The sequence below is a fragment of the Brevundimonas naejangsanensis genome (genome assembly GCF_000635915.2).
Lineage (GTDB): Bacteria > Pseudomonadota > Alphaproteobacteria > Caulobacterales > Caulobacteraceae > Brevundimonas > Brevundimonas sanguinis.
In genome coordinates this window covers 867,798-894,727 of record NZ_CP015614.1, presented here as the reverse complement: position 1 = coordinate 894,727, position 26,930 = coordinate 867,798, and the positions used below count along the sequence as shown (strand labels likewise).

The 26,930-nt window shown below is 66.3% G+C and carries 29 protein-coding genes; 14 read left to right on the top strand and 15 right to left on the bottom strand.

Features of this window, described 5'->3' with window-relative positions; translation table 11 throughout:
* Positions 1-119 precede the first annotated feature (119 nt).
* The 6 genes from DA69_RS04245 to cphA all read right to left on the bottom strand — a co-directional run bounded on the left by DA69_RS04245 (position 120) and on the right by cphA (position 7,089).
* A complete protein-coding gene (locus DA69_RS04245; RefSeq protein WP_235599213.1) occupies positions 120-908 on the bottom strand; it encodes a DUF72 domain-containing protein in 789 nt (262 codons plus the stop codon).
* On the bottom strand, positions 905-1,153 hold the full coding sequence (locus tag DA69_RS04240; RefSeq protein WP_025977308.1) for a hypothetical protein: 249 nt from the start codon (positions 1,151-1,153) through the stop codon (positions 905-907). The genes DA69_RS04245 and DA69_RS04240 overlap by 4 nt, the downstream gene beginning before the upstream one ends.
* Before the next feature lie 796 nt (positions 1,154-1,949).
* Entirely contained in the window at positions 1,950-2,855 is a 906-nt protein-coding gene (locus DA69_RS04235) for a manganese catalase family protein (protein WP_025977309.1), read from the bottom strand.
* Positions 2,856-2,901: 46 nt separating this feature from the next.
* The gene (locus DA69_RS04230) at positions 2,902-3,420 is read right to left on the bottom strand and encodes a ferritin-like domain-containing protein (RefSeq protein ID WP_025977310.1); all 519 of its coding nucleotides are present in this window, start codon (positions 3,418-3,420) and stop codon (positions 2,902-2,904) included.
* Between the two features lie 77 nt (positions 3,421-3,497).
* The gene (locus DA69_RS04225) at positions 3,498-4,322 is read right to left on the bottom strand and encodes a cyanophycinase (RefSeq protein ID WP_035302233.1); all 825 of its coding nucleotides are present in this window, start codon (positions 4,320-4,322) and stop codon (positions 3,498-3,500) included.
* Positions 4,315-7,089 carry a cyanophycin synthetase gene (gene cphA, locus DA69_RS04220; protein WP_051582082.1) on the bottom strand — a complete coding sequence of 925 codons (2,775 nt, stop codon included), beginning with the start codon at positions 7,087-7,089 and terminating at the stop codon, positions 4,315-4,317. Before cphA ends, DA69_RS04225 begins: the two co-directional genes overlap by 8 nt.
* Positions 7,090-7,441: 352 nt before the next feature.
* On the opposite strand from cphA, the gene DA69_RS04215 reads away from it, so the two are divergent.
* The 7 genes from DA69_RS04215 to glf all read left to right on the top strand — a co-directional run bounded on the left by DA69_RS04215 (position 7,442) and on the right by glf (position 15,683).
* Positions 7,442-8,356: an iron-containing redox enzyme family protein gene (locus tag DA69_RS04215; RefSeq protein ID WP_025977313.1), complete on the top strand. Its 915-nt coding sequence runs from the start codon at positions 7,442-7,444 to the stop codon at positions 8,354-8,356.
* Complete coding sequence (locus DA69_RS04210) at positions 8,353-9,279, top strand: methyltransferase (RefSeq protein WP_029972528.1); 927 nt, start codon at positions 8,353-8,355, stop codon at positions 9,277-9,279. Before DA69_RS04215 ends, DA69_RS04210 begins: the two co-directional genes overlap by 4 nt.
* A gap of 281 nt (positions 9,280-9,560) precedes the next feature.
* On the top strand, positions 9,561-10,313 hold the full coding sequence (locus DA69_RS04205; protein ID WP_025977314.1) for a Crp/Fnr family transcriptional regulator: 753 nt from the start codon (positions 9,561-9,563) through the stop codon (positions 10,311-10,313).
* Positions 10,314-10,380: 67 nt separating this feature from the next.
* On the top strand, positions 10,381-10,569 hold the full coding sequence (locus tag DA69_RS14515; RefSeq protein WP_145915894.1) for a hypothetical protein: 189 nt from the start codon (positions 10,381-10,383) through the stop codon (positions 10,567-10,569).
* A 137-nt stretch (positions 10,570-10,706) separates the two neighbouring features.
* Complete coding sequence (gene galE / locus DA69_RS04200; protein WP_025977316.1) at positions 10,707-11,714, top strand: UDP-glucose 4-epimerase GalE; 1,008 nt, start codon at positions 10,707-10,709, stop codon at positions 11,712-11,714.
* Positions 11,704-13,257 carry a hypothetical protein gene (locus DA69_RS04195; protein WP_064108273.1) on the top strand — a complete coding sequence of 518 codons (1,554 nt, stop codon included), beginning with the start codon at positions 11,704-11,706 and terminating at the stop codon, positions 13,255-13,257. The genes galE and DA69_RS04195 overlap by 11 nt, the downstream gene beginning before the upstream one ends.
* Positions 13,258-13,283: 26 nt before the next feature.
* The gene (gene glf / locus DA69_RS04190; RefSeq protein WP_025977317.1) at positions 13,284-15,683 is read left to right on the top strand and encodes a UDP-galactopyranose mutase; all 2,400 of its coding nucleotides are present in this window, start codon (positions 13,284-13,286) and stop codon (positions 15,681-15,683) included.
* A gap of 926 nt (positions 15,684-16,609) precedes the next feature.
* On the opposite strand, the gene DA69_RS04185 is transcribed toward glf, so the two are convergent.
* Together DA69_RS04185 and DA69_RS04180 are read right to left on the bottom strand one after the other, a co-directional pair.
* A complete protein-coding gene (locus DA69_RS04185; RefSeq protein WP_235599212.1) occupies positions 16,610-17,392 on the bottom strand; it encodes a Crp/Fnr family transcriptional regulator in 783 nt (260 codons plus the stop codon).
* Positions 17,393-17,413: 21 nt separating this feature from the next.
* Entirely contained in the window at positions 17,414-17,635 is a 222-nt protein-coding gene (locus tag DA69_RS04180; protein ID WP_025977319.1) for a hypothetical protein, read from the bottom strand.
* Between the two features lie 187 nt (positions 17,636-17,822).
* On the opposite strand from DA69_RS04180, the gene DA69_RS14270 reads away from it, so the two are divergent.
* Positions 17,823-18,599: a Crp/Fnr family transcriptional regulator gene (locus DA69_RS14270; protein ID WP_235599211.1), complete on the top strand. Its 777-nt coding sequence runs from the start codon at positions 17,823-17,825 to the stop codon at positions 18,597-18,599.
* Here DA69_RS14270 and DA69_RS04165 read toward each other — a convergent pair whose 3' ends face one another.
* From DA69_RS04165 to DA69_RS15095, 4 genes are all read right to left on the bottom strand, one after another.
* Positions 18,600-18,806 carry a hypothetical protein gene (locus tag DA69_RS04165; RefSeq protein ID WP_025977322.1) on the bottom strand — a complete coding sequence of 69 codons (207 nt, stop codon included), beginning with the start codon at positions 18,804-18,806 and terminating at the stop codon, positions 18,600-18,602.
* 248 nt (positions 18,807-19,054) lie between these two features.
* The gene (locus DA69_RS04160) at positions 19,055-19,246 is read right to left on the bottom strand and encodes a hypothetical protein (RefSeq protein ID WP_025977323.1); all 192 of its coding nucleotides are present in this window, start codon (positions 19,244-19,246) and stop codon (positions 19,055-19,057) included.
* A 233-nt stretch (positions 19,247-19,479) separates the two neighbouring features.
* Positions 19,480-19,695, bottom strand: coding sequence for a DUF6894 family protein (locus tag DA69_RS04155; protein ID WP_025977324.1), 216 nt, complete (start codon positions 19,693-19,695; stop codon positions 19,480-19,482).
* Between the two features lie 93 nt (positions 19,696-19,788).
* Positions 19,789-20,052 (bottom strand): DksA/TraR family C4-type zinc finger protein, encoded by a 264-nt coding sequence (locus DA69_RS15095; RefSeq protein ID WP_025977325.1) that lies wholly within the window; start codon positions 20,050-20,052, stop codon positions 19,789-19,791.
* A 319-nt stretch (positions 20,053-20,371) separates the two neighbouring features.
* Here DA69_RS15095 and DA69_RS04150 point away from each other — a divergent pair, with 319 nt between their 5' ends.
* From DA69_RS04150 to DA69_RS04135, 4 genes are all read left to right on the top strand, one after another.
* A complete protein-coding gene (locus DA69_RS04150; protein ID WP_025977326.1) occupies positions 20,372-20,677 on the top strand; it encodes an energy transducer TonB in 306 nt (101 codons plus the stop codon).
* A gap of 262 nt (positions 20,678-20,939) precedes the next feature.
* Positions 20,940-21,887 (top strand): NAD(P)/FAD-dependent oxidoreductase, encoded by a 948-nt coding sequence (locus DA69_RS04145; RefSeq protein WP_035302236.1) that lies wholly within the window; start codon positions 20,940-20,942, stop codon positions 21,885-21,887.
* A 63-nt stretch (positions 21,888-21,950) separates the two neighbouring features.
* A complete protein-coding gene (locus DA69_RS04140; RefSeq protein ID WP_025977328.1) occupies positions 21,951-22,238 on the top strand; it encodes a SemiSWEET family sugar transporter in 288 nt (95 codons plus the stop codon).
* Between the two features lie 246 nt (positions 22,239-22,484).
* Positions 22,485-22,838 carry a Crp/Fnr family transcriptional regulator gene (locus DA69_RS04135; RefSeq protein WP_051582083.1) on the top strand — a complete coding sequence of 118 codons (354 nt, stop codon included), beginning with the start codon at positions 22,485-22,487 and terminating at the stop codon, positions 22,836-22,838.
* Between the two features lie 66 nt (positions 22,839-22,904).
* Here DA69_RS04135 and DA69_RS14260 read toward each other — a convergent pair whose 3' ends face one another.
* A complete protein-coding gene (locus DA69_RS14260) occupies positions 22,905-23,309 on the bottom strand; it encodes a Crp/Fnr family transcriptional regulator (RefSeq protein WP_082891434.1) in 405 nt (134 codons plus the stop codon).
* Between the two features lie 309 nt (positions 23,310-23,618).
* Between DA69_RS14260 and DA69_RS14510 the strand changes: the two genes are divergently transcribed.
* On the top strand, positions 23,619-23,882 hold the full coding sequence (locus DA69_RS14510) for a hypothetical protein (protein WP_145915892.1): 264 nt from the start codon (positions 23,619-23,621) through the stop codon (positions 23,880-23,882).
* Between the two features lie 70 nt (positions 23,883-23,952).
* Here DA69_RS14510 and DA69_RS04125 read toward each other — a convergent pair whose 3' ends face one another.
* Positions 23,953-24,228 carry a hypothetical protein gene (locus DA69_RS04125; protein WP_025977329.1) on the bottom strand — a complete coding sequence of 92 codons (276 nt, stop codon included), beginning with the start codon at positions 24,226-24,228 and terminating at the stop codon, positions 23,953-23,955.
* Positions 24,229-24,422: 194 nt separating this feature from the next.
* Here DA69_RS04125 and DA69_RS04120 point away from each other — a divergent pair, with 194 nt between their 5' ends.
* A complete protein-coding gene (locus DA69_RS04120; protein WP_025977330.1) occupies positions 24,423-24,659 on the top strand; it encodes a DUF378 domain-containing protein in 237 nt (78 codons plus the stop codon).
* Positions 24,660-24,989: 330 nt separating this feature from the next.
* Here the strand turns inward: DA69_RS04120 and DA69_RS04115 are convergent, their stop codons facing one another.
* Positions 24,990-26,909 (bottom strand): hybrid sensor histidine kinase/response regulator, encoded by a 1,920-nt coding sequence (locus tag DA69_RS04115; RefSeq protein WP_025977331.1) that lies wholly within the window; start codon positions 26,907-26,909, stop codon positions 24,990-24,992.
* Between the last annotated feature and the right edge of the window lie 21 nt (positions 26,910-26,930).

Sequence of the window (26,930 nt, the reverse complement as noted above, 5' to 3'; positions counted from 1 at the left end):
GCTCAGATTCGAATCGTCCAGACTGGCGGAGCGAGCGTCTGTCGACGGCTTTCCTGGCGGTCCTGGCGATCTTCCTGCGGCAGCTCGGCTCTCGCGAATACACGCCGGTCGTCGCAACCTCACGACCAGACCGCAGGCGGGGCGGACCGTGCCAACCCAGCGAGCGCGAGCGCGTCCGCTGCCGCCGCGCCCGAAGCGGTGTTGTCGAAAATGACCCAGCGCTCGGCCCCGACTTCGCCCGCCGCCGCCACCCGCTGAAGGATGGTCTTGAGCCGATCGGTTCCATAGGCCGAGCGATACATGTGCGGACTGCCGTGCAGGCGAAAATAGACCTGGCCCTCGGAGCCGCCGGGAAGGCCTGCACCCGGGGCCGGCTCCGGATCGGCCGCAACACGCGCGACCCGCCGAGAGGCGAGCCAATGATCCGCAGCGGCCGTGAACCAGGAATCGTGCCGTGGCTCCAGCACGATCGACGCGTCGATCTGGGCCTTACAAGCGTCCAGAAAAGCGCCTGTCCGGGTCTTGTCAAAGGCCAGGCCCGGCGGCGTCTGGATCAGGACCGGTCCGAGGCGGTCTCCCAGCCCGCGGAGATCGACGGCCAGGTCCGCGAGCAGATCTTCGCAGTTCTCCAGCTTGCGGCGGTGCGTGATTTCACGCGGCGCCTTGACCGCGAAACGAAAGTCCGCAGGCGTGGCGGCGGCCCAGCGCTCAAAAGTCGAGACCCGGTGACGGCGGTAGAAGGTGGAGTTGATCTCCACGGCGCCGAGACGGCTGGCGTAGCGTTCGAGTCCGCCGCCCGCGACCGGAAACCGGTCTCTAACCCCTGCGGGAATGGCCCAGCCCGCCGTCCCGATGCGGAGCGTGATCTCGCCGGGGGCCGCGCTGCCGGCAAGGCCTTCAGGGCTCACGAAGCATCGCGACGGGCCGCCATGCCGGGCGTGGTCGGCGCCAGTTCCTCGGCCTGTGTCTTGGAGGGCGGCCCATCGGTTCTTTGAAGACCGTCGTCGGGCGTCTCGCGGATGGAAAGGATGGAATCGCCGCTTTTCAACAGGGGGGCGGCGGCGTCCGCCGCCTGGACATCCGTCGGAGAAGGAACCCTCAACCTGCGCTCGGCGCCGTGGGCGTCGGCGACGACGATCTCGTAGAATTTCACGTCCATTCCTCACCTGACCAGGGGTTGTCTCTTCGACCGCAAAGGACGCGGGTCCGGCGGCCGGCCGCTCCCGGTAGCGCTTCGGCGACCGACGCGTTCCGGACGCATCGCCTCCAAAAGGCGGATCGGGGACATATCCCGCCCGGGAACAGGCGGCGGCTCCGGACACCCGAAAACCCAACGGGAAGGAAAACGCTCCTGTGAAATCCGCCGACAGGCCGCCGGTCTGCGCAACCCCGGCGGCTCCTGCAGTTCGGGAGCCTCCTCCATCTACTGGCGTCTCTTATCTGCGTCGGCGCGGCATGGACGGGATTTCTGGGAAATCAGGAAAAGCAGCCGAACCCGCGGATGACCGGCGCCGAGGGATTGACGACTGAGAGCCCTGCGCCACGCCCCGATCAAAGGGTCGGGAGTCGGACCCATTGGATCGCCGCCGCAAGGATCTCGTTGCGCCCTCCTGATAACCGGAAGGGAGACCGTGAGTCCGATGTGCGCGGATCGCGTCTACGATGAGGACTTTTTCGCCGCCGTGGCCGACCGCGGCTTCTATGTTTTCACCTCGCCTTGCCAGGCGGCGGCTGCAAGAGGGCCAGGCAGCGTCCCCGTAATACTGACCCATGTGGGAGTTCGGCCAGGTTCTGATCACGCCGGCGAGGCCCCGGCTTGCCTGAGCGTCGGACAATTCCTGGTCAGCGGATAGGATCAGGTGATCGCCGTCCTTCGCAAGCAAGCCGGCCCATTCATAACCAATGCCCGGGCCGGCGCCGGCCGCCCGCGCCGTCGGTCTGGCGGCGCTTCAGTCCGGAGCCGCCAGAGGCGTGGTGCGACCGGCCCCAGGCCCGGCGCCGAGATCGGCTCCAGTGATCGGATCGGCTGAAGGGTCGGACTGGGTGCGGGCCGCAAAAGCCTGCACTGACTTCTTGTCAGCCGCCGACAGCTTGACCGAGGCGTCGCCCGCGCCGCCGTCCACCGCCGCCTGGGCTTCGCGGTCGTCCACGACCTCCCACTGCTCGCCCTGGTTCCAGGGCCCGCTCGCATCCCCCTCTCCTTGGGACATGTTGTAATATTTGTCGGCAAAGTCCGGATGACCGGGAAGCTTGCCGGGCGGGAAGTTGGCGGGGATGGCGTAAAGCGCCTTCTCGAAGGCCTTCTGGTGGGCCACCTCCCGCGTCATGAGGAAGGTCAGGGCGTCCTTGATCCCCGCGTCATCGGTGACGTTGATCAGCCGCTCATAAACGATCTTGGCCCGGGATTCGGCCGCGATATTGGAGCGCAGATCGCAGGCCGGATCACCAATGGAGTCGATATAGGCCGCCGTCCACGGCACGCCGGCGGAATTGATCAGGGCCGTGCCGCCGCCATAAAGGATGGACATGGTGTGGCTTTCTCCGCCCGAGGTCATGCTGGCGTAGAGATCCGCTTCTTCCTCGGCGGCTTCCGCGAGTTTGCCCTTAGCCCCGCGATTGAGCATGGCGACGATCGAACCGATGATTTCCAGGTGACTCAGCTCCTCCGTGGCGATGTCCATCAACATATCGCGACGGCCGCTGTCCTCGTCGGCGAGCCCTTGGGTGAAGTAGCGCATGGCGGCGGCGAGCTCACCTTGGGGACCGCCGAACTGTTCGAGCATCAGGGTGGCGAGAGCGGGATTGGGTTCGGCGACCCTAACCGTGTACATCAGCTTCTTGTTGTGCATGAACATGATCTAGTTATCCAGATGATAATAAAGAAAATAGGTTCCCGCTGAGTCAGCGGCTGGAGTTCTCGCCGGCGCGCCTCAGCTCGAGATGCTTCTCCACCAGCATGGGCAGGCTTTCGTCGACCCACCGCGCCATGCGCACCTCCTCCTCCAAGGTGGCCGCGAGGGGGTCGTAGGCCGCCGCATAGCCGCCGCTCTCAGCCAGAATGATCAGGGCCCGATAGGAGGCCGCCTCGAAGTTCTCGAAGGCGTAGTTGGCGAAGGCGTTCTTCAGGATCTCGTCCTCGGCGAAGCTGTGGCCGATGGCCGCCAGGTTGCCGCCGAGCGAGAGCGCAGCGTCCTTAAGGCCGGACGGCTTCTCGTCGAAGCCCTCCAGCAGGGTCTCCAGTCGCAGGATCTGTCCCTCGGTTTCAAGACGGTGGGCCTTCAACCGGTCGGCGACCTCGGTGAAGTTCAGCGCCCGATCGATCTGGCGATCCATCAGGGCCAGGGCTTGGTTTTCCACGGCGTGGGCGTTCTTGAGGCCCGTCACGAAGACATCACGCCAGATGTCGTCTGCATTGGTCATGTCGGCTGTCCTTCCTGCAATCGATACAGGAGGCTAACCCGTCCAACCGGCGCCCGGGTCGGCGTGTCGGATTCAGGTCACAGCGGATCGCCGCTCTCACCCTTTCCCTCCGAACCGGCGCGTTGGGGGCGACGGCGGTCCAGGTCAAACACATCGCTTTGCGACATGACGTGGAGGCGCACGTCGAACATGGACAGGGCGTCCTCGGCGCCGCCTTCCGAGATATTGGAATGGGTCGCGTCCGCCCCGTCTACGACGTATACGGCGCCGTCTCCGAGCACCCGCAGCGCCCCTTGCTCGACCACCACCGCGGTGTTTTCGTCGATTCCCAGCCCCATAAGTCGCGGATTGTGGGCCACGGCGCCCAACAGCCGGCCGAACCGGCCCCTTTCAGCGAAATGTTGATCGATAATGACATTGGGGAGCAAGCCCAGTCCGGGGGCCATGTGCACCTCGCCGATCCGATAGGATTCCGCGTTCGGCCCCTTGACCAACATGGTCTCGCTCATCACCGAAGCCCCCGCCGATGTGCCTGCGATCAGGCCCCCGCGCGCATGGAGATCGCGAATGCGTCGTTCGATCGGCGTGTCGCCGATCTGGCTGGCCAGCCTGAGCTGGTCGCCGCCGCTGAAGAAGACGCCGGCGGCTCCCTCGAGCCTGTCGAGAAGGTCCTGCTCATGGCTCTCGGCTCGGTCCTCGACATAGAGCTCGATCAGTTCCCCGACGCCGAGGCCCTTGAAGCCTTCCCGATAGCTGTCGAAATAGCCCTCGGGTTTATGGGAGGCGATGGTCGCGATCACCAGCTTGCCGCCGTCGAGGCGCCGGGCGACCTCCTTGAGGATGACCCGCTCGCCGGTCTTGTCCTCATGTCCGCCGATGATGATCAGGGGTCCCTTACCCATGGGGAGGCTCCAGGATGACGCCGGGCGCATTCAAGCCCAGGGCCGAGGACGGGAAGGCGGGACGAAAGGCCAGGATCTGCGCCCAAACTGCTTCGATACGGGTCGGCGTCAGGATGACGAGGTCCCCGGGTCGCGCTGCTTCAAGACATGCGGCCACGGCGTCCTCTTCCTTCTGCACGCCGCGGAAACGCGAGCCGTCCGCACCGCTTCGCAGCGCGCCTTCGGCGAGAAGGCGGATCACTTCACCGGCGGGACGACCCCGGTTGTCAGGCGTCTCCCTGAAGACGACCTCGTCGAAAAAGCCGGCGCTGATCTCGCCCATGGCGACGATCTCCTGCGTCCGCCGGTCGCCGGGGATGCTGATCATGGCGATGGTCCGACCGCCGGCGGGCCGGATCGCGGCCACAAGGCCGCAGAGCGCCCGAAGGCCGTCCGGATTGTGGGCGTAGTCCATGACGACTCGGAAGCCGTGCTGGTCGCAGATGTTGAGGCGGCCGGGATTCTGCTCGTAGCTGGATGTGAAGCTTCCCAGGGCCGCCCCGATCCGCTCCGGCGGCACGCCCACGCCGTAGCAGGCTGCCGAAGCCGCCAGGATGTTGGCCACATTGAAGGCGGCCGCCCCGCCCAGGGTCGAAGGCAGGTCCGCCGCATGGCCCAACCGGCGGCGCTCGCCAAGGTCATGAAGCTCGATCACGCCGCTCGCGGCGTCATAGAGGACCGCCGCGCCGCCTTCGGCCACATGCTTGAGCAGGAAGCCCGGCGTCTCGGCGCCGCCGCGCATGGAGAACCAGCAGACACGGCCTCCGGCATGGCGCGCCATACGCAGGGTCAGGGGATCATCGGCGTTGAGGACGCTCAGCCCCCGCCGGGACACGGCCTCGGCCACCACCGACTTGACCTTCGCCAGGTCCTCCAGCGTGTCCACCCCTTTGAGCCCCAGGTGGTCCGGTTGGACGTTGAGGACGCAGCCGACGTCACAGCGGTCGAAGGCTAGCCCCTCGCGCAGGATGCCGCCTCGGGCGCACTCCAGCACCGCGACATCGACGACAGGATCATTGAGCACCATGCGGGCGCTGCGCGGACCGCTGGCGTCGCCGGCGCGGATCCTCTCCCCGTCGACATAGACGCCGCTGGTGTTGGTCAGACCCACGACGCGTCCTTCCGTCTGCAGCACATGGGCGATCATCCGGCCCACCGTCGATTTCCCGTTGGTGCCCGTCACCGCGATCACTGGGATCCGGGACCGGACGCCGCGCGGAAACAACATGTCCACAATCGGCCGGGCGACGTCCCTCGCCTCGCCCTCCGAAGGCGACAGATGCATCCGCAATCCCGGCGCCGCATTGACCTCGGCCACGCCCCCGCCGGTGTCGCGCACCGAGCGGCGGATGTCCGGCGCCAGAAGATCCACCCCGGCCACGTCCAGGCCGAGGGCCAGGGCGGCCCGCCGGGCGATGGCGGCGTTGGCCGGATGGATTTCGTCGGTCCGGTCGGTCGCCGTCCCGCCCGAGGAAAGGTTGGCCGCGGTTCGCAGCAGGACCCTGACGCCGGGCCCCGGAACGCTTTCGGGGGACAGGCCCTGGCGGGCCAGTAGCGTCAGCGCCTCCTCGTCAAGACGGATCACGCTCAGGCTGTTCTCATGGCCGACGCCCCGACGCGGATCGGCGTTGACCTCCTCCACCAGTTCAGACACCGACCGGCGCCCGTCGCCCTCGACGCACGGCGGCCGACGCTCGGCGACGGCGACGACCCTGCCGTCGACCACCAGGACCCGATAATCCCGGCCAGGAAGCTCCTGTTCGACAATGACGCGTCTTGCGTGGGACGCGGCCAGAGCGAAAGCCTTCCTGACGGCCTCGGGCGTGTCCAGGCCTGTGGTCACGCCCCGTCCGTGGTTGCCGTCGAGCGGCTTGACCACGACCCTGCCGCCGAGGCGTGCGGCCGCGTCCACGGCCTCGTCCGCGGTGCGCACCACCTTCCCGCGCGCGGTTGGACAGCCTGCGGCTTCGAGCAAGGCCTTGGCCTGGGCCTTGTCGCCTGCCAGCTCCGCCGCGATCAGGCCCGTGCGGTCCGTCACGCTGGCGCGCAGGCGTCTCTGCCGGGCGCCCCATCCCAGGCGCAGGAGACTCCCGGTGTTGAGACGTTCGACGGGAATCCCTCGGCGTCGCGCGGCGTCGACCAGAGCCTGGGTAGAGGGGCCGAACGCCGTCCGGCGCACCGCGTCGCGGAGAATGGCCGCCGCCTCGTCGGCCTGGACGGCGTCCGGGAGGCGCGGATCCAGACTGTCTGCGCAGACCCGGTCCAGGCCGCTGATCCCAGCGAGCGCTTCCGGCAGCAGGGCGTTGCAGACCTGCAGGGCCAGCCGTCCGGCCAGAAGGGCCGTCGTTTCGTCCCGATAGGTGAAGAGAATGTCGTAGACGCCCGGCTGCCCGCGCACCGAACGCGTCTTACCCCGGGTGACAGGGGTTCCCGCGCGCGTCTGCAGTTCAAGGGCGACGTGCTCCGCCACGTGGCCGAACCAGGTTCCGTCCCGAAGACGACGGACAAATCCGCCCGGTTCCCCGTAGCAGCATCCGTGTCGATCCAGGCCGGGAAGCGCCTCCAGCAGGCGAGTCGAAAAATCGCCCAGCCGATCCGTCGGCCAGTCCTCCATCCGCCCCAGATCCAGGCGGATCCGCACCATGGGCCTGGCGCTGTACAGGTGGGGGCCGCGATAGACGCTTCGCTCCAGGACCTGCATCACCCGCTCTCCGCTCGTCGCCGTCATGCCTATGCGGCCAATTCCCGAGGCGCCGCCTCGGTCATCCCTCGCGCTAGGGCGCGGACCACCATGGCGGCGGCTGCGGCCCTTGACGGAGCTTGGCCGGAGACAAGGACGGTCCCGCCTCCCGGGGCTGTCACAGCCCAGGTCCAGGTCTCCCCGACCTGGCGGATCGTCCATGCAAATCCATTCTGTTCCACTCGACACCTCCCTGAAGGATTGGTTGAACCGACTTTCCCGAACCCAGTTCCACTGTCCGAAACCGGACACCGAGAGCGGGATTTCGCCGCCTCCTGTCCCTTCGGGAACCCGGGGCCGCGGCAAGGCGTATGGCAATCCCCACTCACAGGAGCCTTTCATGTCCTCAGAAGGTCCGGCCTCGCTTCTCGCCTCCGAACCCTCGGACCCGGCGGGCTTTCATCGCCGGTTGGCGCACTGGAACCACCGCCGCCTCGCCCCGGCCACGCCGCGCCGTGATTGGCGCGATGATGTCCGTCATGATGCGGAGATGATGCTGGTCGAGGGCGACTTCATCGAACGGGCCCGGGTCGAGGCCGCCCCCTGGCTCGCCGATCTCCCCGCCACGGCGGACGGCTTCGTCGCCTGGTTCGAGGCGCTCAAGGGATCCGGTCCCGGCGAGGCGGACCCGCTCTTCCCCTGGCTGGCCGAGACGGCCTCGATGGAGGAGATGCGCTGGTTCCTGCTGCAGGAGGTGGCCGGCGAAGCGGGGTTCGAGGACCTCGTGGCGATGGCCCAGGTCAAGATGCCGACCCGGCCCAAGCTCGAGCTGGCGCGCAACTACTGGGACGAAATGGGTCGCGGATCGGAGGCTGGCATGCATGGTCCCATGCTGGACCGTCTAGCGACGGCGCTCGACCTGCATCCCCGGATCGAGGAAACGGCGTGGCCGTCCCTCGCCCTGGGCAATACCCTTGTCGCCTTCTCCACCCAGAGACGCTACGCCTACCACGCCCTCGGGGCCTTGGGGGCGGTGGAGCTCACGGCCCCATGGCGAGCCGCCCATGTGGCCGAAGGCCTGAAACGGCTGGGCGTCGGCGTGGAGCGCAAGTATTTCGCCCTCCACGCGACCCTGGACATCGCCCATTCCGAAGCCTGGAACGAGGAAGTGCTTCGCCCCCTAGCGCAGGAGCGGCCGGAGTGCGTCCGCGCCCTTGCTGAAGGCGCGATCATGCGGCTGATGGCCGGCGCCCGCTGTTTCGACGCCTACCGGGCGCATCTTTGGGGTCAGGCTCCCCTGCGTCGCTCGGCGTGACGACGCAGGCCTTTGCGCCCGGCGACGCCGCGCTGCTTGAGCTGCTTTCCCGACTGGAGAGCGTCGGTTATGACTTCGTCTCGCCGACCCCGGCGGTCCATCGCCTGGTCGCGCGGCGGCGCCGGGCGGCCGAGGCCGACCTTCTTCGCGATATCCTTGGTTGGGGCCGGGCCTTCTGTCCCGAAATCGCGCCCGCGTGGCTTATGGACGTCCTGACGGCGGCCGACGCCCTCGCCGAAGACCCCGATGGCTTGCGCGCCCGACTGCGCGTGAGCCGTCTGGACGGACGCCTGCACCTGCATTCCGCCTCGTCCGCGGACGAGCAAGCCGTCTTTCTGGGACCGGACAGCTATCGTTACGTGCGTTTCCTGCGCCAGGCCCTGTCCGGCTGCGCCTGGCGACAGGCGCTGGAGATCGGCGTCGGGGCGGGAGCCGGAGCCCTGGCGATCGCCGCCCTCGATCCGGCCGCCGCTGTCGCCGCGACCGACATCAATCCCCAGGCCCTTCGCCTAAGCCGCCTCAACGCCCGACATGCCGGGCTCGCGATCGACCTCCGCCCGGGCGGCTTTCCAGCCGAGGGCGTCTGGGACCTGATCGCCGCCAATCCGCCCTATATGGCTGGCCGCAACGGGCGGTTGTATCGCGACGGAGGCGGTCAATACGGGGCGGAGGTCGCTCTGGGATGGGCGAGCGAAGCCCTCTCCCGTCTCGCGCCTGGCGGAGCCTTCGTGCTCTACACCGGCGCCCCGGTCGTGGCCGGCCAGGACCTGGTGCGCGCCGCCCTCGCCGCCCTGGCGGGCCAGGCGGGGGCGCGGCTGGTCTATGAAGAGATCGATCCTGATGTTTTCGGGGCCAGCCTCGCGCGGCCTTCCTACGCCGAGGTCGAGCGCATCGCCGCCGTCGGCGCCGTCGTCACCGTCTGAAGAGTCCAGCTGCGGCCCCCCTGTGCGGCAGCCGACGCCCAAATGCTCTGGACGCCGCGCGACGCCCCCGCGCCCTCTCGCCCTGGCGGCTGGCGCCTGCGCTAAACATCCGCTCCGAGGGTTTGAGAGCCGACACCTGCCGCGCAACGGCCTCGGCGCCGCCTGCTGGACCGGCAGGGCCGCTCGAGACGCCGAACTTCGCCCGCTGGCTCAGGCGAAATGCGCAAAAACCAACCTATGTGAAGAACTGGACGCCGAAGCCGTGCTGTTGGTCGAAGACCATGAAGAATCAGTCGGATGCAGGTCTTGAAGCGCGGCTCACCGCCCCTCTGGAGATTATGTTGGCCAGCTTCGCCCCGATAGGTATCGAAGGAAGAGACCTGGTCCGTCGCAGCTTCAGCGGAGCGCCGCAGCACCAGCCGTCCGGCGCCGCCATTCCGATGGATCCCGAACGCAACCAGGCCCGGCTGGTGGCGAGCGGCTGGATCGCGCGCGGCGCCATGCTGAACGACGGGCGACGCCAGATCATCGGTCTCAGCCTCCCCGGCGACGTGATCGTCGCCTCCGGATCGGTAGACGCCGACCTCCTGGTCTGGGCCCTCACCGATGTCGTCACGGTGGACGCCACCGCCTTCTGGACCACGCTTTCCGAACCCGGCGCCCAGGCCTCTCCCCTGAGCGAGGCCTGGCGGCGCTGCCGGACGGCCGAGCGGCTGCGCATGGCGCGCCAGGTCGTCCGGCTCGGCCGGCTCAACGCCTACGAACGCACGGCCCATCTGCTGCTGGAACTGCACGAACGGCAGGTGCGTCTGGGAACGGCGCGCGGCGGCGCCCTGCACCTTCCCCTGACCCAGGACGTGCTCGCCGATATCCTCGGCCTGAGCGCGGTCCACATGAACCGCACGCTGCAGCAGCTCCGACGCAACGTCCTCGTCGACTACCGGACGGGACGCACTCTGCTGCAGGATCTGCCCGGTCTTGTTCAGGCGGCCAATCTCAGCGCCGTCTGCGGGCCGCTCATTCCACCGCCGTAGACGGACCGCGCGGCCGGAACCCGCCGGCCGGGGACGGGTTGACCTCATGCCCGCTCGCGAGGACGCCATGACTCGAAACCCTGACACGCCGCCCCGACCCGACCCCCAGGAGAACACCGACCCCACGGTGACAGCGCCGGCCCGGACCGACGGACGCACCGACGGTCTGGAGCAAAAGAAGCCCATCAAGATCTCCCGCGCCGGACAGAACGCGGGCGGCGACACCCGTTCCACGGCGGCCTCGACCCGGACCTAGGTCGCGCCGCCAGCGTTCTCAACCAGTTTGTCGGCGCCGCGCCTGTGCGCTCGGGCGAGGCCGGACCCAAGTCGTGGATCGGACACTGGCAACCTCGAGGCGGCTCGCCCCTTCCCCTCCGGCGACGGAGGTCTCTAATGAAAACCATACTGGTGACGGGCGGCGCCGGCTATATCGGCTCCCACGCCTGCAAGGCGCTCGCCGCCGCCGGATTCGAACCCGTGGTGTTCGACGACCTGAGCAACGGCCATCGCGACGCCGTCAGATACGGTCCTCTGGTGACAGGAGACGTGCGCGACAGCGCCGCCCTCGGCGCCTGCATGCAGCGGCACGCCGTGCAGGGCGTGATCCACTTCGCCGGCCTGATCGAGGTGGGTCGATCCGTCCAGGACCCGGCGGCGTTCTGGGACGTCAACCTCAATGGCGTCGCCTCGGTGCTGGCCGCCATGCGCGCCCAGGGCGTGCGGCGGATCGTTTTCTCCTCCACCGCGGCCGTCTACGGCCAGGCCGGATCCGGGCTTCTGGACGAAACGGCGGCGGCGTGTCCCGTCAATCCCTATGGCGACAGCAAACTGGCCGCAGAACGCCTGATCGCCGCCCATGCCCGCGCCCATGGCGTGGAAGGCGTAGCCTTGCGCTACTTCAACGCCTCGGGCGCTGACCCGGAGGGAGAACTCGGCGAGGCCCATCAGCCCGAAAGCCATCTTATTCCCCTCGCCCTTGAAGCCGCACTGGGATTCGGACCTCCCCTCAAGCTCTTCGGCCTGGACTTCCCGACGCCCGACGGCGCCTGCGTGCGGGACTTCATCCATGTGGCCGACCTTGCGCAGGCCCATGTCGCAGCCCTGACGGTTCCGACGGGGGAAGCCGGCTTCCTGGCGATGAATCTCGGACTGGGCCGAGGCCTGTCCGTGCTTGAGATCATCGCCGCGGTCGAGCGGACGACGGGCCGCCCCGTGCCTTGGGAGGCCGCGCCGCGGCGCGCCGGAGATCCGCCCGTGCTCGTAGCGGATCCGGGCCTCGCGCGTCGTCGTCTGGACTGGTCGCCGACCTTCACGGACATCGACGCCATCATCGGGACCGCCCTCGCCTGGCGCCTGGCGCCCCGCTTCGGCCCGGCCGCCGCCCACGCCCATGTCGCCTGAACAGCCGCCTCTTGAAATCTGGGGCGGTCACGAGTGCTCGCTGAACCGCGTCGGCGAAACCTTTCGCGACCAGACCGTCCTCAGCGGACATGAGGACAGGGAGGAGGACCTGGACCGGTTCGCGGCGCTCGGCCTGCGGGCGCTGCGCTACCCGCTCCTGTGGGAAAGAACGGAGACTTCCCCGGGCGTACTAGACTGGACCTGGGCCGACCGGAGGATGGGCCGGATCAGGGCCCTGGGCATGGGGGTGACCGCCGGCCTGGTGCATCACGGGTCCGGTCCGGCGTGGACCGGCCTTCTCGATCCGGAGTTCGCGCCCGGTCTGGCGCGTTTTGCCGGCGCGGCCGCGCGACGTTATCCGTGGATCCGGGACTGGACCCCGGTGAACGAACCCCTGACGACAGCGCGCTTCAGCGCCCTCTATGGCCTGTGGCATCCCCATCTTCGCGATGAATGGTCTTTCTGGCTCGCCCTGCTGAACCAGGTCGACGCCGTGCGCGGCGCCATGCGCGAGATCCGCCGGATCATACCGGAGGCCCGCCTGATCCAGACCGAGGATTTCGGCCGGACCTACGCCACCCCGCCTTGTCAGGAGCAGGCCGATCACGAGAACCGCCGAAGGCTGATGACCTGGGACCTCCTCTGCGGACGGGTGACGCCTGATCACGACCTCTATTCTCATTTGGCCCGCATGGGTTTCGCCGCTCGGCTGGACGCCGTTTCGGCCGATCCCTGCCCGCCGGTGATCGGCCTCAATCACTACCTCACCAGCGATCGCTTTCTGGATCACCGGCTGGATCGCTACCCCGCGGCCCTGCATGGCGGAAACGGGCGTCTCGCCTACGCCGATGTCGAGGCGGTGCGCGTCCTCGACCCCCCGCCGCCCGGCTGGAAAGCCCACATGCAAGCGCTCTGGGACCGCTACCGTATCCCCCTCATCGTCACCGAATGCCACCTTGGCTGCACCCGCGAGGAGCAGTTGCGCTGGCTCCACGAATGCTGGTCGGCGGCTCTCGAGGTTCGCCGTTCGGGGGTCAAGGTGGAGGCGGTGACCGTCTGGAATCTCCTGGGCAGCTTCGATTGGGACAGTCTCCTGACCCGCGCGGACGGGCGCTATGAAACCGGCGTCTTCGACCTTTCGGAGGGCGCGCCTCGCGCGACTGCCCTCGCCGCTTTGGTGCGAGATCTGGCGCTGGACGGGGACACGGGCATGGCGCTTGCGACCGAGACCGGCTGGTGGCGGCGCGCCCAGCGCCTGCTCTACACGCCGGCGGCGTCTACGCGCGCTTCCCGTCGACCGGGCGACGCCGCCCCGGCGCAGGCCATCTCCTGCATCGACCTGGACCCCGAGCTCATGGCGGAGTGTGAACGGCGCGGATTGCGCCTGGCGGCCGACGGCGATGCGGGAACCGGGGCCTGGCCCTTCACGGTTTCGGAAACCCCGCTGCGGCGCGCCCTGGATCTGCTGATCGACCGACGCCTCTGCGGCGGCCCTGTGCCCTCGACCCGACACAGGGATACGGGCGGCGGCCGCAGGCTTTGATCAAGGACCCCTTGATGAAAGCCGCCATGACCCAGTCTTCCGCCGTCCCCGCCGCCGACATTCTCGATCTTCCGCATGCGCGACGGGATCCTGTTGTCTGCCTCTCTCATCTGCGGTGGGATTTCGTCTTCCAGCGGCCCCAGCATCTGATGGCCCGTTTCGCACGGACCCGGCCGGTGATCTTCCTTGAGGAACCCCTCCCCGCCGACCCGGGCGCCCCTGTGGGCCTCGATGTCCGGGTCTGCCCGGACACGGGCGTGCGGGTTGCGACGCCGCGACTGCCGCACGGCGTCGATGGGCCCTGCCGGGACGCCGTCGTGAGACCGCTGCTGGAGGATCTTCTCGCGGAACGTGCGGTGGTCCGCCCCGTGCTCTGGTATTACACCCCCATGATGCTGCCGATCGCCCGACACGTGGAGGCCGCGGCCGTGGTGTTCGACTGCATGGACGAGCTCTCCGCCTTCCGGTTCGCACCGCCGGAGCTCCGAATCCTCGAGGCCGAATTGATGAGCGCGGCGGACGTGGTGTTCACCGGAGGTTTCAGCCTATACGAAGCTAGGCGGACCCGGCACGCCAACATCCACCCCTTCCCCTCCAGCGTCGACGTCCCGCATTTTGCGCGGGCGCGCCGCGGGGCCGATCATCCGGCCCAGGCAGGCCTGCCGGGCCCGCGACTCGGCTTCTACGGCGTCATCGACGAACGGATGGACCTGGATCTCATAGCGGCGGTCGCCGACGCCCGACCCCACTGGTCGCTCATCTTCGTGGGCCCCGTAGTCAAGATCGACGAAGCGGACCTGCCCCGCCGTCCCAACATCCACTACCTGGGATTAAGGCGCTACGAAGAGCTCCCGGACCTCCTGGGCGGCTGGGACGCGGCTCTCATGCCCTTCGTGATCAATGAGTCCACCCGTTTCATCAGCCCCACCAAGACCCCCGAATACCTGGCGGGGGGCCGGCCGGTGGTCTCGACCCCGATCGCCGACGTGATGCGGCATTACGGAACGCTGCAAGGCGTGCACATCGCGGCCGGCGCCGACGCCTTCGTGGCCGGCTGTGATGCAGCCCTCGTTCAGAGAGAGAACCGGGCCTGGCTGGACGAGGCGGACGCCGCGCTGGCCAACCTGTCATGGGACCAGACCCAGGCCCGGATGGCGGTCATGGTCGACAGAGCCGCCTCGCAAAGAGACCCTGCCCCGCACGACGGAGGCCGGCGCGAGAGCCAAAGCGCCTCCGCCCTCGCTGCGGCGCCTGAGGCTCCCTTCATCCGGCCGTCGGGCCGGGCTTCGCACTACGACGCTCTCGTCGTCGGCGCGGGGTTCGCGGGTTCGGTCATGGCCGAGCGTCTGGCGTCGAGCGGACGCCGGGTGCTCCTGATTGATCGCCGGTCCCACATCGGAGGCAACGCCTACGACGAGCCCGACGCCGCGGGAGTCCTGGTTCACAGGTACGGTCCCCACATCTTCCACACCAACTCGGCGGACGTGTTCGACTATCTTTCCCGCTTCACCCCTTGGCGCCCCTATGAACATCGCGTTCTGGCCCGCGTGGGGGACCGGCTCGTCCCCATGCCCATCAACCGCACGACGCTCAACCTTCTCTACGGACTGGATCTCAGGTCCGACGAGCAGGCCGAAGCCTACCTGGCGTCGCGGGCGGAGCCGGTCGACAAGGTGGTCACATCCGAGGATGTCGTGATCTCAGCCGTCGGCCGCGAGCTCTACGAGACCTTCTTCCGAGGCTATACCCGCAAGCAGTGGGGCCTGGACCCGTCGCAGCTGGACCGTTCCGTGACGGCGCGCGTTCCGACGCGGGCCAGCACCGACGACCGCTATTTCACCGACGCCTTCCAGGCTATGCCGCTGAACGGCTACACGCGCATGTTCGAGAACATGCTCGATCATCCCGGCATCCGGGTAGAGACGAACGTGGACTTCAGGGATGTCGAGGCCGAGGTGGTCTACGACCACCTGGTTTTCACGGGCCCGATCGACGAGTTCTTCGACCACTGCTACGGGCGCCTGCCCTACCGGTCGCTCCAGTTCCGCCATGAAACGCTCCAGCAGGAAACCTTCCAGCCCGCCGCGGTCGTCAACTATCCGGACGAGACCGTGCCCTATACGCGGGTTACGGAGTACAAGCGCCTGACGGGGCAACAGCATCCCTGCACGAGCATCAGCTACGAGTATCCGTGCGACGAGGGCGATCCCTATTATCCGGTCCCCCGACCGGAGAACCAGGCGCTTTTCAAGCAATATGAGGCGCTCGCCCTCGCGCGTCACGATGTCAGCTTCGTGGGTCGCCTCGCCACCTATCGCTACTACAACATGGACCAGGTGACCGGACAGTCCCTGGCGGCGTTCCGTCGTTTGACGAGGACATCCGCCGTGTCGGGCCTGACCACAAGTCCGGGCGTCCGGGCCTGACGCCGGGCGCCGCCGAACCCATCGTTTGCTCTGACGGAGATCCGCCTTCCTAACCCATGTTATTGGGCGCCCCTGCGGGCAGGGTCAGGATGGCGTGATGTCCAGAGCGGGATCCAGATCGACAAAACCGGACGGCCTTCTTGGCCGGTTGTTGGCGCTCCTCTTCGGCCGGCCGCCGCTGATGCGCCGCTCTGGCGGCCTCCGAAGCCGGGGCGCGCCCCCGCCGCCCGCGCCGACGCCGCGCGCCTGAGCGCGGGCGTCCGATGATCTGGGCGTTCTGTCGTCAGTGAAGCTTGAGCCTTCCTGAGACCCGACGGTGGAGCCGGCTTCAGGCCGGACCAGGCGCTCGAAGCCAAGCGACCGCGCCACGATTAGCAGGCCGCCATCGGCATCATAGGTTTAGCCCAGGCGAAGGCGGCGCGCGTCGGGGTCGAGCCCTTCGACCTCGCCCAGCACTAACCTGAAATGATTGCGGCGCGCGAGCATGAGATAGTCGACACCTTCCTGTCTCGAATCCGGCGAGCCGGCCGCGACCTCGTGAAGGAGGGCTTTCGCAAATTGAAGACCGCGCGATCTATGAGAAGCACCTGGCGAGGCCCGTCGCAGGGGTCCAGCCGGCGCCCGAGACGGGCGGCGAGCTCAAGTCCGCTGCCCCGCCGCCCCCGATTACGATCTGGTTGTGCGTCCGGAAACAATCCCCGCGTCCTGCAGTGGTTGCGAAACATCCGGAGCCTCGCCTGTCCACCTGATCGAATGGGTTTGTCGAGGCCGTCCCAGCGCCAGTGACCAAAAGCGGACTCCAGCCGGCAAAGCTTGGCCGGCGGGCTATTATTCATCTTGTTCCCGTTCCATAAAGAATGACGTTCCGACAAGACCGGACTGGGTCCGCCCAGCTCTTGTGATCACGGCCTCGAGCTGAACCAATCCTAGACCGGCGCTCTTGTCAGCCTCAGATAGGTTGCTTCGAACTCCGCCTGCCTGACCAGACCGTCCCAGTCGCAAATCTCAATGGCGCGTCCTTTCCATTTGACCAGTTCCGCTGTCCGGAGCTGGGCTATGGAACGATTAACGTGAACCTCCGACAGGCCGAGGATGTCTGCAAGCACGGCCTGGCTGACAGGAAGCTCCATCTTGCAGCTTCCCGCGCGATGGACGATCTCCAGCCGGAGATAGAGTTCGCACAGGAGATGGGCGAGCCGCGCCACCGCTGTCCGACGCCCAAGACCTGCGATCCATTGCCGATGCACGGCGGCGTCGATCAGGGTATCCAGCCAGAGCAGCCGGGTGAGATGGGGTTCAGACTCCGTCAAGCGGCGCAGGCCCTCATGGGGAGATCGCGCGACTGTACAGCGGGTCAGCGCGACCACCCCGTGATCCATCGGGCTCATCATCAGACTGTGAAGATCGACGAAGTCGCCTGGCGCGTTCAATTGCGTGATTTGCCTAGAGCCGTTCGTCAGCATGACATAACGTCCGGCGAACCCGTCGAGGACCAAGGTGCTGAACCCGGGGGTTGAATGCTGACTGACGATATCCGTCCCCGCCGGTATGACGATCGGGGGTTGCAGCAGTTCTTCCAGAACCCGCGTCTCGGCTGCCGTGAGTTCGTCCCGACGCGACAGCTTCTGGATCAGGGGGCTGATCAGGACGGTCTCCTCGAGCCAGGGTGTGCCTTGGATAATCCCCGGGCGCGGGACGCGTTCCGTCACGCTCCGCTCTCGCTCAGGTTCTCAGGTTGATCTCTCCCCCGCCGTCGCCACGCCCTTGACGTCGGAAGAGATGTTGAAGCGCAACTCGCCGTCCTCGAAAACGCTGGCCTCCTGGAAGGTCCGGCTGCCGCCCAGACGGCGCTTCACCTGGGCGATCGTCCCCTGCGGCTCGTCGGCGACGACGATCTCGGTTCTCAGCACGCCGGTCCCGCGTGCGCTGTAGCGGATAGTGTAGAGAGCCATATCGCCTCCTGTTCCGGAAGCTGAATCCGGCATCAGGACCCTCGTTCCTTCTGTACGAAGCCGGACTCTCATCAAACACGCGGCGCGCGCCTAGCGGCTAGCGGCCGTCCCGCTCTTTTCCTAACCTATGTAAGTGCGGTTCGCGCCCAGGGCGTCACTCTGGGCTCAGGAGTCCGACATGCAACCTATGATCAGCCTCGCCAATCCAGGCTGCGGCCTTCATCGTCCGCACCTGGATCTGGACGACCACCCTGTCTTCCAAGCGCTTCCCCACCGCTTTCAATCGACCGCTCTGGCCCGCCGCCGGCTGACGTCCTTGCCTGCCGGCCAAGCCTTGGAGGAAGACGGTTTCCTCTCCTTTGTTCTGGCGGGGGTCCTGGGCCTCTTCCCTAAAAGCGACGGCGTCTGCGTTGCGACCATCGTCGCGGGGTCTGTCCACGGTTGGGATCAAGCCCTGGAACCCGACGGCGACCGCCCTCCGGCTCGGGCGCTGATCGACACCACTCTTTGCCGCGTACCCGCGGACTGCGTCGTCGAGCACCTCGGCCGCGACTGGCTGACTCGTCTGGTAGCCCGCCAGTCATCTGGTCGCCTGAGCGGTCTGGCCGCCGAAGCGGTCTGCAACGCCTCCCATCTCGTTCAGGAGCGGCTGGCCAAATGGCTGGTCCGGCTGCATTGCGGGGCCAACGGCGCTCCCCTGCGCCTGACCCAGGCCGATTTCGGCGCCATGCTCGGCGTGCAGAGAACCAGCGTCAACGCGGCCGCTGGACGCCTCCAGGCCCAAGGACTCGTGCGTTTCGGTCGTGGGAAGGTCCAAATCCTGAATCTGGCAGGCCTACGGGCCGTTTCTTGCGGTTGCGGCGATCGCGGAGTTTCCGCAGCGGCCGCGACAACCGCGTCGCTCCGTCCGCCGGAAGCCGCCAGCTGGGTCTCCCGCGATGTCCGCGTGCACGACACGGCCTGATCAGGGGACGTCGGCGAGGGATTGCGACAGGAGTCCCGCCGCCTGGGTCGATGGGTCCGCCTGGGCTCCGCGAAGAAGGTCCTGGCCCGCGAGCAAAATGCCGACCGCGACCACAACCACGGCGCCTGCCGCAGCCGCCAGCAGGGACCAGGCGCGGCGCTTGCGAAATGCGCGAGCTTTGGTGGGAAAAGAAACGACGACGCCCATGTCTCCAGCCTTTCGGCGCCATAACGCGAGGAGCGGCGTTCTGGACGAGAATGTCGTCTTGACGACACTGGGGATGGCAGGCGAAGGAAGGTCGCCAGGAGGCGCGCGACGCCTTCCCGAAGAGAAGGCCGCAGACCCGGTCTGGACACGCACCGGGGTCGGCGCGTCCGACCGCGCAGCCCGACCGCAGACGTCGCCGCAACCGGACCGCCACGGCACGCATGATCCCGAGCAGGCGTGAATCAGCTTCAGCCCAGCGGCTTCTGGTAGATGTCGCCGGATGACCGGGCGATGATCCGGGAGATTTCATCCAGGACGGCTTGTTCGCCGCTCGTCCCGCCAAGCGATCTCGCCGCCTGAAGAAGGGCCTCGATTTCGCCCAGTTTTCCCGGAAGCGCCGGGAGTTCCTGCGTCCTGATAGTCTGCTCGCGCGCGCTCATGGTTCTGCTCCTTGCACTTTCGAAGCAACGTCGCGCAGGTCGCCCTGCTCCATCCGACTTATCAAAATCCTTGATCCGCGCCGCCAAGTCCGCAACCCGGCCAAAGGCGCAGCCTCACCGAGCCTACTTTGACTGAACGCTGATTTCTTTGGCAGTAAGATCGGCAGACGGTCGGCTCTGCGGTTCCCCCTTAGGCGTAATCGCCGGTCTTCCGCCGGTCTTCGGCTATTGATTCAGCCGGAAGACGCGCAAACCCGGCAGACTTCGCGACCCTCGTTGCGGACGATGATCTCAAGCAAGAAGGCGCCGCCCTCCCGGACAGGCCTTTCGCGCAAGATTTCCGAAAGAAAGAGGACCGCCTCCCGCCAGGCATCAGCATCCGACGACGCTACGCTTTGGAGAGCCATCTCAGGATCAACGCCGCTAACAATGAAGTCATAGGTCGCCATGATGACATCTACGTCCGGGCGGCCGCCCGGTGCGCAAATGGCGGATACCGGACATAGCCTCGATGGTGACCAGCCATGATGACGCGAGCGAGCCTAGCGCAGTTGACTGTCCTTGCTTCCACGCCGGTTGATGCCCCCGGTCACCATCCGTGCATCCCGACCGGATTGGCAGGATACGCAGGTCACCGCCCCCGACATGGCGCGTCGGCGCGCTTCGGGGATGGCGTCGCCGCACTCAAGACAGAATTCTCGGCCGGGTCCCGTGGGCATTCGCGCGCGAGCGTTGAGGACGCCGTCGACGACGGTGTCGTGAATCTGATCGAGCACAGCGCCGTCTCGGGTCCAGCCGCCGGCCATGAATGTCCCCTCCCTTTCGATGATTGAGGGTGCGATATAGGCGGCGCGCGCCTGATCCCAGCGTGGCCGGCAAGGTTCACCGCACTATCCTAGAGTGTTTCAGATTGGCGAGACGGCTGGATCAAATCTGGAGGCCGCGCGTCTGCTTCGTGTAGCCGTAACGGTCGCAGACGTCGGTGAAAGTCGCCGATCCCGCACAGTGAGTCCGACGAGATGACCTACGATGGAGCGCGCGCGCCCGCACCGAAACAATGGCCGTCCGACACTTGTGAAGGAACGTCGTCTCCCACCGGAAGTTAAGCTGACGGAGGGTATCAGCATGATCATCATCGCCTTGTCCGTCGCACTTGTGCTGGACGCTTCGCCAAATGCAGAGACGGCCGCCAAGCTCGTCCGCCGCGAGATCGCAGCGCAGGACATCCAGGCTGCGTCTCTTGTGAGCGTAGCCGTCACGCTGGAGTGCACGGCCCGTGCAAGCGGTAAGGTGGTCAACTGTCGCGTACTCGGTGAGACGCATCCGGGACTCGGTTTCAGTGAGGCGGCCCTGGCCTTGATGAAGGATGCTACCGTCAAGCCCGGTTCAGCAGACTTCCAGTTTGCCCGCACAATCCAGTTCACACCCTGAGCGCCAACCCAAAATCCTCATAGCCACCCACGGCCTGCGTTTCCTCACCAGAATGCGACCTGGAGACAGCGCATCGGATCAAGGCAGCTCGCCGCTGGCGCCCGGTTTCGTAATGCGAAGCGACGCGGCTCCAAGTTGGTCGCTGCTGGAGCATGATCTCCGCTTCATCTCGAGATCAAGGCAGTAGCGCCCTTTGCGGTCTCAGGCGTTGACCAGAACGCCACGCATCTGTTGGTATGAAACCGCGCCGCGAAATGAACCCATGGCCGCAGATCCTGAAACGAACTCTGAACTGGATGTCGTCGTCATCGGCGCGGGGCCTGCAGGCCTGACCGCGGCCCTCTATCTGGCGCGGTATCGCCGGAAGGTTCTCGTGCTGCATGACGGGAGGAGCCGGGCCCTACGCATTCCTCTCACCCATAACGCTCCCGGATTCCCGGAAGGCGTTCGGGGACCGGATTTGATCGCCCGCATGACGCGCCACGCCGTTCAGTACGGCGCCGCCATCCAGAAGGCGGAGGTGGCCGCCGTCAAGGCCTTGGCGGGCGGATTCAGCCTTAATCTTACGGACGGGCCTACGCTCGTGAGCCGCGCCGTTATCCTGGCGACCGGCGTGGATCTCAACCAGGTCGATCTGCCGGAGAGGGTCCATGAGGCGGCCATCCGCGCGGGGGTGCTGCGCTACTGCCCGATCTGCGACGGCTATGAGCACTTCGGCAAACGCATAGGCGTGATCGGATGCGACACCAATGGCGCTGCTGAAGCCCTCTTCCTGCGAGGGTATTCCCAGAACGTCACTCTCATGCCGCTTGATCGTCCCGAACTGTCCTCCGCCGAGGCCCGGGTTCTGGCCGATGCGGGGATCCGGCTGGAAGCCGGCGCCCTGCGCGCTCTCGAGCCAGGCGCCGATGACGTCACCGTGCGTCTCGACACAGGCGCCTCGCTGGCGTTCGACGTGATCTACCCGGCCCTGGGGCGTCGACCGCGCTCAATCCTGGCGGAGCAGCTCGGGCTCGTTCTCACGGAGGCCGGCTGCGTGACCCCCGATGCTGTCTTCGAAAGCCGGGTGGCGGGCGTCTTCGCCGCAGGAGATGTTGTCGAAGGCCTGGATCAGATCAGCGTGGCCATGGGGCACGGCGCCGTAGCGGGCACCAGGGCCCACAACTGGCTGCGCGAGCAGGAGCAGGCCACGCTCCAGAGCCGGACCTAGCGGCCAGGCCGCCGCAGGTGCGTCGACCCAGGAACAGCAGATGGCGCCTGACGTTGCGGTTCTATGAGTGAACTCGTCGCCAATATCGTCGGCTCGGCCGCCGCCGTCTGCTCCATCACCAGTTTCGCGCCCCAGGGCGTCAAGATCTGGAAAGAGAAGGACGCCTCGGCGGTGAGCCTGAAGACATATGGGCTGACCGTCACCTGCTTCATCCTCTGGGTGATCTACGGCGTCATGACCGAAGCCTGGCCTGTGACGATCGCGAACGCCTGCGCCCTGGCCATGGCGTCGGGCGTGCTGTTCATGAAGTGGCGCTTCAGGGACAATGGTCCCCGAGTGGCGAAATCCTAATGTCCCGGCCGACGCCTTCCCTCGCGACCGATCCGGATGAGACGCCTATGCGACATAAGGTCTCCATAGAGAGTGGCAGAGGAATAATTTCGCAGCCGCCTTGGAGCGCGAGGCGCTGACGAGAGCGCTAAGGCGCGGACGGCAGACAACCCCGTCAAGCTCCAAGTCTTCAAGATTCCTCATCACGCCCTCAGATCCGCGGCTGCCCGGTATCCCGCCGTGGGCGAAGCGTTCTGGCGCGACTGCATGGTTGACGCCGCCATCTTGTCGCAATGGGTCGTGAGCATGGGGCGGCGGGACGCCGTCGGCCGGATTGCTCATCTCCTTTGCGAAACTGCGACCCGCCAGGGCGTCCGCGAGAGCCGGTCGAACTGTTTCGGGTTTCCCCTGACCCAGAACCAGATTGCCGACGCCACGGGCATGACCTCCGTCCACGTCAACCGGACCCTGAAAGCTCTCCGACCCGCGGCGACCCTCGCCGGCCGGTCCGTCCACATTCTGGACTGGGATCGGTTGGTCGGGTTCGCCGATTTCGACCCAACCTATTTGCAGCGGGGCGTCGCCCCGGGCGACAGATTGCGGATAGCCGAGGCCGACTGATCGGCCGTCCCTAGATCGGCGCGGCGTCCGCACGAAGGTAGGCTGGATTAAAACTCGCTAGGGCCACTAGGCCGCATGGTCATGGATTTCGACCCAGCCGGCGCGCCAGGTCGCTAAACCACGGCCCCGCAACTCAGCGAGCGTGCGGTTCACGTGCACCGACGAAAGCCCTAGGCAGTCGGCGAAATCTTCCTGGGTCATGGTCAGGCTGAACCCGTCTTGGTCTGCCAGTCCCGCCATGGCGATCCGGACGTCGAGCTCGCACAGGAGATGAGCCATCCGCCCGAGCGCGTCCTGGCGTCCTAGCCGGTGAAACCATTCACGCTGGATCGCCCCGTCGATCGCCAGCTCCAGCATGAACAACCGGCCAAGATGAGGCTGGGTCTCGATCAGGTCCGCCATAAGGCGGTGAGGCAGGGCCGCAGTGATACAGTCGGTAAGCGCCAGGACGCCATGGTCCACCTGCTTCATCACCAAGCTGTGCAGGTCCAGAAAATCTCCCGCTACGCTCAGCTGGTTGATGGAGCGCGCGCAGCTCTGAAAGGCCTTGATCCGGCGGCGAGCCCCGAAACGAGGAGGCGACAGTCGGACGGCCGAACGCCCGCAAGGAGGATCAGTTCTCCTGCGCGATGCAGCACAGGGGCGTCAACCGCGTGCTCAAGCGCCGTCCGCTCGGCGGGGCTGAGCCTGTCCCGCTTCTCGAGCTTGGCGATCAGGCTCCGCGCCGGCGTGTGGCCCGAGATCATCCGATGTTCACGTTCCCGCGTATAGATGTCCATCATGACGCTTTACAAATATATCGTCACCCAACCGGACAAGGAACTGGTGCTCGAGAACGAAGCCCTTTCTGACGCAGTCGCCTATAGCGAAGGGGTGCGTTTCGCGGCCGAAATGCTCTCTGAACAGTCCTCAACAGGGCAGACACCCATCAGCTTGGGCCTGGTCGTTCGTGATCCACACGCCCGAGAAATCCTGCGTTTGGATATCCAGGCTTCTGCCCCGCCCGTTACGGGCTCCCGAACGGGTCGAATACTGTCGCCATGAACCCGTCCGATAGGCTCGTAAGAAGCGGCTCCATGGGCGGAATATGAAGCCATGACCCAAACTGGGGCTTCTATTCAGGAGCCGTCTTTCGGGAAGACGACACTGGGGCCGCGCGCTCTTCGCCGACATGATGTTCGACCCGGCCGCTCTCGATCTCCGTTCGGGAAAACACCTCCTCCTGACCGTCGATAAGCAGTTCGTCCGGACCGTCGTCGCCCAGTTCCTCGGGCGTCTCGACCTGGCCTTGCTGACCAGCGGCCTCGGACGCGCGCTGGACGGGCTGTTCCCCCGCTCTCGACGCCTCGCTGCGGGTTTCGGCCCCATCGGCCGATCGGTTGCTGCTCATTAGTCTGCGCCTCCTGCGAAGTCGGGCCTCATACATCAACTCGGAACTCGCCCTAGGGTTCGAAGACGGGCCGGACGAGACGCGCCGCCAATCGAGGGCCAGGCGTGCATAGGCAACGTCTTGGACCGATACCGGTCTTACCGGAACACGAGCGGGGCCCAGCCGGTTGGTCGACATCATATGGAGGACAGACAATGAAAGCCGTCAATCTCGTCACCCTGCTGCTGGTTATCATCGGCGCCGTGAACTGGGGCCTCGTCGGCGCCTTTGATTTCAACCTCGTTTCCGCCCTCTTCGGCGACGGCTCCGCGGTCGCCCGCGGCGTCTACGTTCTTGTCGGGCTTTCGGGCCTCTGGCAGTTGGCTCTCTTCGTACGGGCTTTGCAGATCGATGAACCTCGCGCAGAAGCCGGCGGCCGCTTGGCCCGCTGACCCGCGATGAGGCCGGCCCGTCCGCCCCCCGCGTTTCGCTGGTCCAGTCCCTCTGGGCCTCGCGGTTTAGTTCCGGCTCGATCCAGGATAGCGCCCAGAAAAATCACGGCGTTTGGTGCGACAGGCGGTAAGCCGGGCAGACCGCCCTCGTCTGCTGTAGCTCTTTCGTTCATCTCGATCCTCATTGTTAAGCCGACAGCTCAACGACGCAGCACATCGTTTCTGGTCGGATCGGCCCATACGCGTCGTCAGCGGGAATCAGGCTCTCGCCTGATCGATAGGCTGAACGGTGTGCGATTACATCCACCGGTCATCCTGGCTTCCATGCTTTCAAGTATTGAGACCGCGCCGACCAAGATCCATGGCTTGGTGGATCGCGTTTCTGAGGTCATCAAGCGTAAAAGGTTTTGCTAATCGCGTGCGCAATCCCGGCTCGCGACCCTCGCTGTCGGCGTAGCCGGTGGCTAGTATGCCCGGCAACTCCGGCTGCTGTTGGCGCAGGGTGTCCAAAAGCTCCGTCCCGGTCATGCCCGGCATGACGTGGTCTGCAATGACGAGCTCCACCGGCCAGCCCGACGTCAGCAGTTCCAACGCCTGCCGTCCGGAATCGGTTGTCGCCACGGAGTGCCCCAGCTCTTCAAGCATGGCCGCAGTATTCGTCAGGACCAAAGGGTCGTCGTCAACCGCCAGGACCCGCAGCGGAGGCGAATTGGGAACTTGAGGCTCCTTTCGCGCCGATAGAAGGGTTTTGCTGTCATAGGCCGCTCGGGGCAGCCACAGACTGACCGTGGTCCCCTTCCCCTTCCGGCTCATAATCTCCAGCTTCCCTCCCGACTGGAGCATCAGGCCGTGAACCATGGACAGACCCAAGCCGGTTCCCTTGCCTACGCCCTTGGTCGTGAAGAAGGGTTCAGTGGCGCGGGCCGCGGTCTCGCGGTCCATGCCTTCCCCCTCGTCAGCGACGCTGAGGCGCACATATGGCCCGGGCGTCAGCACAGGGTCGTTCGCCTCCACAACCTCGCAGGTCGCCGACATTTCAATCCGCCCGCCGCGAGGCATGGCGTCGCGAGCGTTGACCACGAGGTTCACGACAGCCCGATCGAATTGCACGGGGTCGGTTCGTACCGCGTCGAGCTCGGGCGCGAGCGAGAAGCGTATTTCGTGAACCGACCTTAAAAGGCTCTCTAGAAAATCTCTTTGTTCTCCTAGCCTCGCGGCGAGATCAAAGGTTTCGATGTTGAGCTCCTGCTTCCGCGCGAAGGCTAGCAGGCGTTGAGTCAGTTGCGCTCCCCGTTCAGCGCCGAGGATCGCATTGTCCAACAACGGCGTTATGCGAGGATCCGACGGGAGACGTTTGCGCAAGAGATCCAGACTGCCGAGGATGGCGGCGAGCAGATTATTGAAATCGTGAGCGATTCCTCCTGTCAGCTCGCCAATTGCCTCCAGCTTTCTGGATTGGAAGAGGGCCTCGCGCGTTTTCTCCAGGGCTTTCTGATACTCAACCCTTTCCGTGATGTCGCGCGTCACCTTTGCGAAGCCGAAGAGCTCGCCCTCGTCGTTTCGGATCGCGTCAATGACTACATGGGCCCAGAAGCGACTTCCGTCCTGTCGCAGGCGCCACCCCTCCTTCTCGAACCGCCCTTCGCGCGCCGCGATCTCCAGCGCCTGCCCGGGTCTGCCGTCCCTTCGGTCTTCCGGCGTGTAGAAGCGGGAAAAATGGGAGCCGAGCACATCTTGGCGCTTATAGCCCTTGATGCGTTCGGCTCCCGAGTTCCAACTACTGATCCGTCCCGCTGGATCCAGCATGTAGATGGCGTAGTCGGTCACTCCGTCTACAAGGATCTGAAACTGCTCCTGGGTCCGCCGCAGCGCCTCGGCGGCCTTGCGGCGTTCAGAGAGGTCGCGTGTCACCTTGGCGTAGCCGATTAGGCCGCCCTCCCCGTTTCGGATAGGATCGATGACAACATGAGCCCAGAAGCGCTCTCCCCCTTTGCGGAGTCTCCAGCCCTCCTGTTCGAAACGCCCCTCTTTCGCGGCGATGGCCAACGCCCGCGCAGGCAAGTCGACAGCCCGATCCTCTGGCGTGTAGAAACCAGAGAAATGCTGTCCAAGGATCTCATGCGCCGTGTATCCCTTGAACCTCTCGGCGCCGGCGTTCCAGCTCACGACCCGCCCCCCTTCGTCCAGCATATAGACGGCATAATCGGTGATCGCTTCTACCAGCAGCCGGTAACGCTCGTTGTCTTCCATTTGATGTGACGAATTCCCCCA

Bases quoted from the DNA above. Each gene is read 5' to 3' on its own strand.
- DA69_RS04155 (WP_025977324.1), bottom strand. From the start codon at position 19,695: ATGGCGACCTATGACTTCATTGTTAGCGGCGTTGATCCTGAGATGGCT.
- DA69_RS04115 (WP_025977331.1), bottom strand. From the start codon at position 26,909: ATGGAAGACAACGAGCGTTACCGGCTGCTGGTAGAAGCGATCACCGAT.
- DA69_RS04180 (WP_025977319.1), bottom strand. From the start codon at position 17,635: ATGGCTCTCTACACTATCCGCTACAGCGCACGCGGGACCGGCGTGCTG.
- DA69_RS04195 (WP_064108273.1), top strand. From the start codon at position 11,704: ATGTCGCCTGAACAGCCGCCTCTTGAAATCTGGGGCGGTCACGAGTGC.
- DA69_RS04125 (WP_025977329.1), bottom strand. From the start codon at position 24,228: ATGAGCAGCAACCGATCGGCCGATGGGGCCGAAACCCGCAGCGAGGCG.
- DA69_RS04160 (WP_025977323.1), bottom strand. From the start codon at position 19,246: ATGAGCGCGCGCGAGCAGACTATCAGGACGCAGGAACTCCCGGCGCTT.
- DA69_RS04205 (WP_025977314.1), top strand. From the start codon at position 9,561: ATGAAGAATCAGTCGGATGCAGGTCTTGAAGCGCGGCTCACCGCCCCT.
- DA69_RS04225 (WP_035302233.1), bottom strand. From the start codon at position 4,322: ATGGGTAAGGGACCCCTGATCATCATCGGCGGACATGAGGACAAGACC.
- DA69_RS04165 (WP_025977322.1), bottom strand. From the start codon at position 18,806: ATGGGCGTCGTCGTTTCTTTTCCCACCAAAGCTCGCGCATTTCGCAAG.
- DA69_RS04215 (WP_025977313.1), top strand. From the start codon at position 7,442: ATGTCCTCAGAAGGTCCGGCCTCGCTTCTCGCCTCCGAACCCTCGGAC.
- DA69_RS04230 (WP_025977310.1), bottom strand. From the start codon at position 3,420: ATGACCAATGCAGACGACATCTGGCGTGATGTCTTCGTGACGGGCCTC.
- glf (WP_025977317.1), top strand. From the start codon at position 13,284: ATGACCCAGTCTTCCGCCGTCCCCGCCGCCGACATTCTCGATCTTCCG.
- DA69_RS04145 (WP_035302236.1), top strand. From the start codon at position 20,940: ATGGCCGCAGATCCTGAAACGAACTCTGAACTGGATGTCGTCGTCATC.
- galE (WP_025977316.1), top strand. From the start codon at position 10,707: ATGAAAACCATACTGGTGACGGGCGGCGCCGGCTATATCGGCTCCCAC.
- DA69_RS04140 (WP_025977328.1), top strand. From the start codon at position 21,951: ATGAGTGAACTCGTCGCCAATATCGTCGGCTCGGCCGCCGCCGTCTGC.
- DA69_RS14510 (WP_145915892.1), top strand. From the start codon at position 23,619: ATGACGCTTTACAAATATATCGTCACCCAACCGGACAAGGAACTGGTG.
- DA69_RS04120 (WP_025977330.1), top strand. From the start codon at position 24,423: ATGAAAGCCGTCAATCTCGTCACCCTGCTGCTGGTTATCATCGGCGCC.
- DA69_RS15095 (WP_025977325.1), bottom strand. From the start codon at position 20,052: ATGGCCGGCGGCTGGACCCGAGACGGCGCTGTGCTCGATCAGATTCAC.
- DA69_RS04150 (WP_025977326.1), top strand. From the start codon at position 20,372: ATGATCATCATCGCCTTGTCCGTCGCACTTGTGCTGGACGCTTCGCCA.
- DA69_RS04235 (WP_025977309.1), bottom strand. From the start codon at position 2,855: ATGTTCATGCACAACAAGAAGCTGATGTACACGGTTAGGGTCGCCGAA.
- DA69_RS04135 (WP_051582083.1), top strand. From the start codon at position 22,485: ATGGTTGACGCCGCCATCTTGTCGCAATGGGTCGTGAGCATGGGGCGG.
- cphA (WP_051582082.1), bottom strand. From the start codon at position 7,089: ATGACGGCGACGAGCGGAGAGCGGGTGATGCAGGTCCTGGAGCGAAGC.
- DA69_RS14515 (WP_145915894.1), top strand. From the start codon at position 10,381: ATGACTCGAAACCCTGACACGCCGCCCCGACCCGACCCCCAGGAGAAC.
- DA69_RS14260 (WP_082891434.1), bottom strand. From the start codon at position 23,309: ATGAAGCAGGTGGACCATGGCGTCCTGGCGCTTACCGACTGTATCACT.
- DA69_RS14270 (WP_235599211.1), top strand. From the start codon at position 17,823: ATGATCAGCCTCGCCAATCCAGGCTGCGGCCTTCATCGTCCGCACCTG.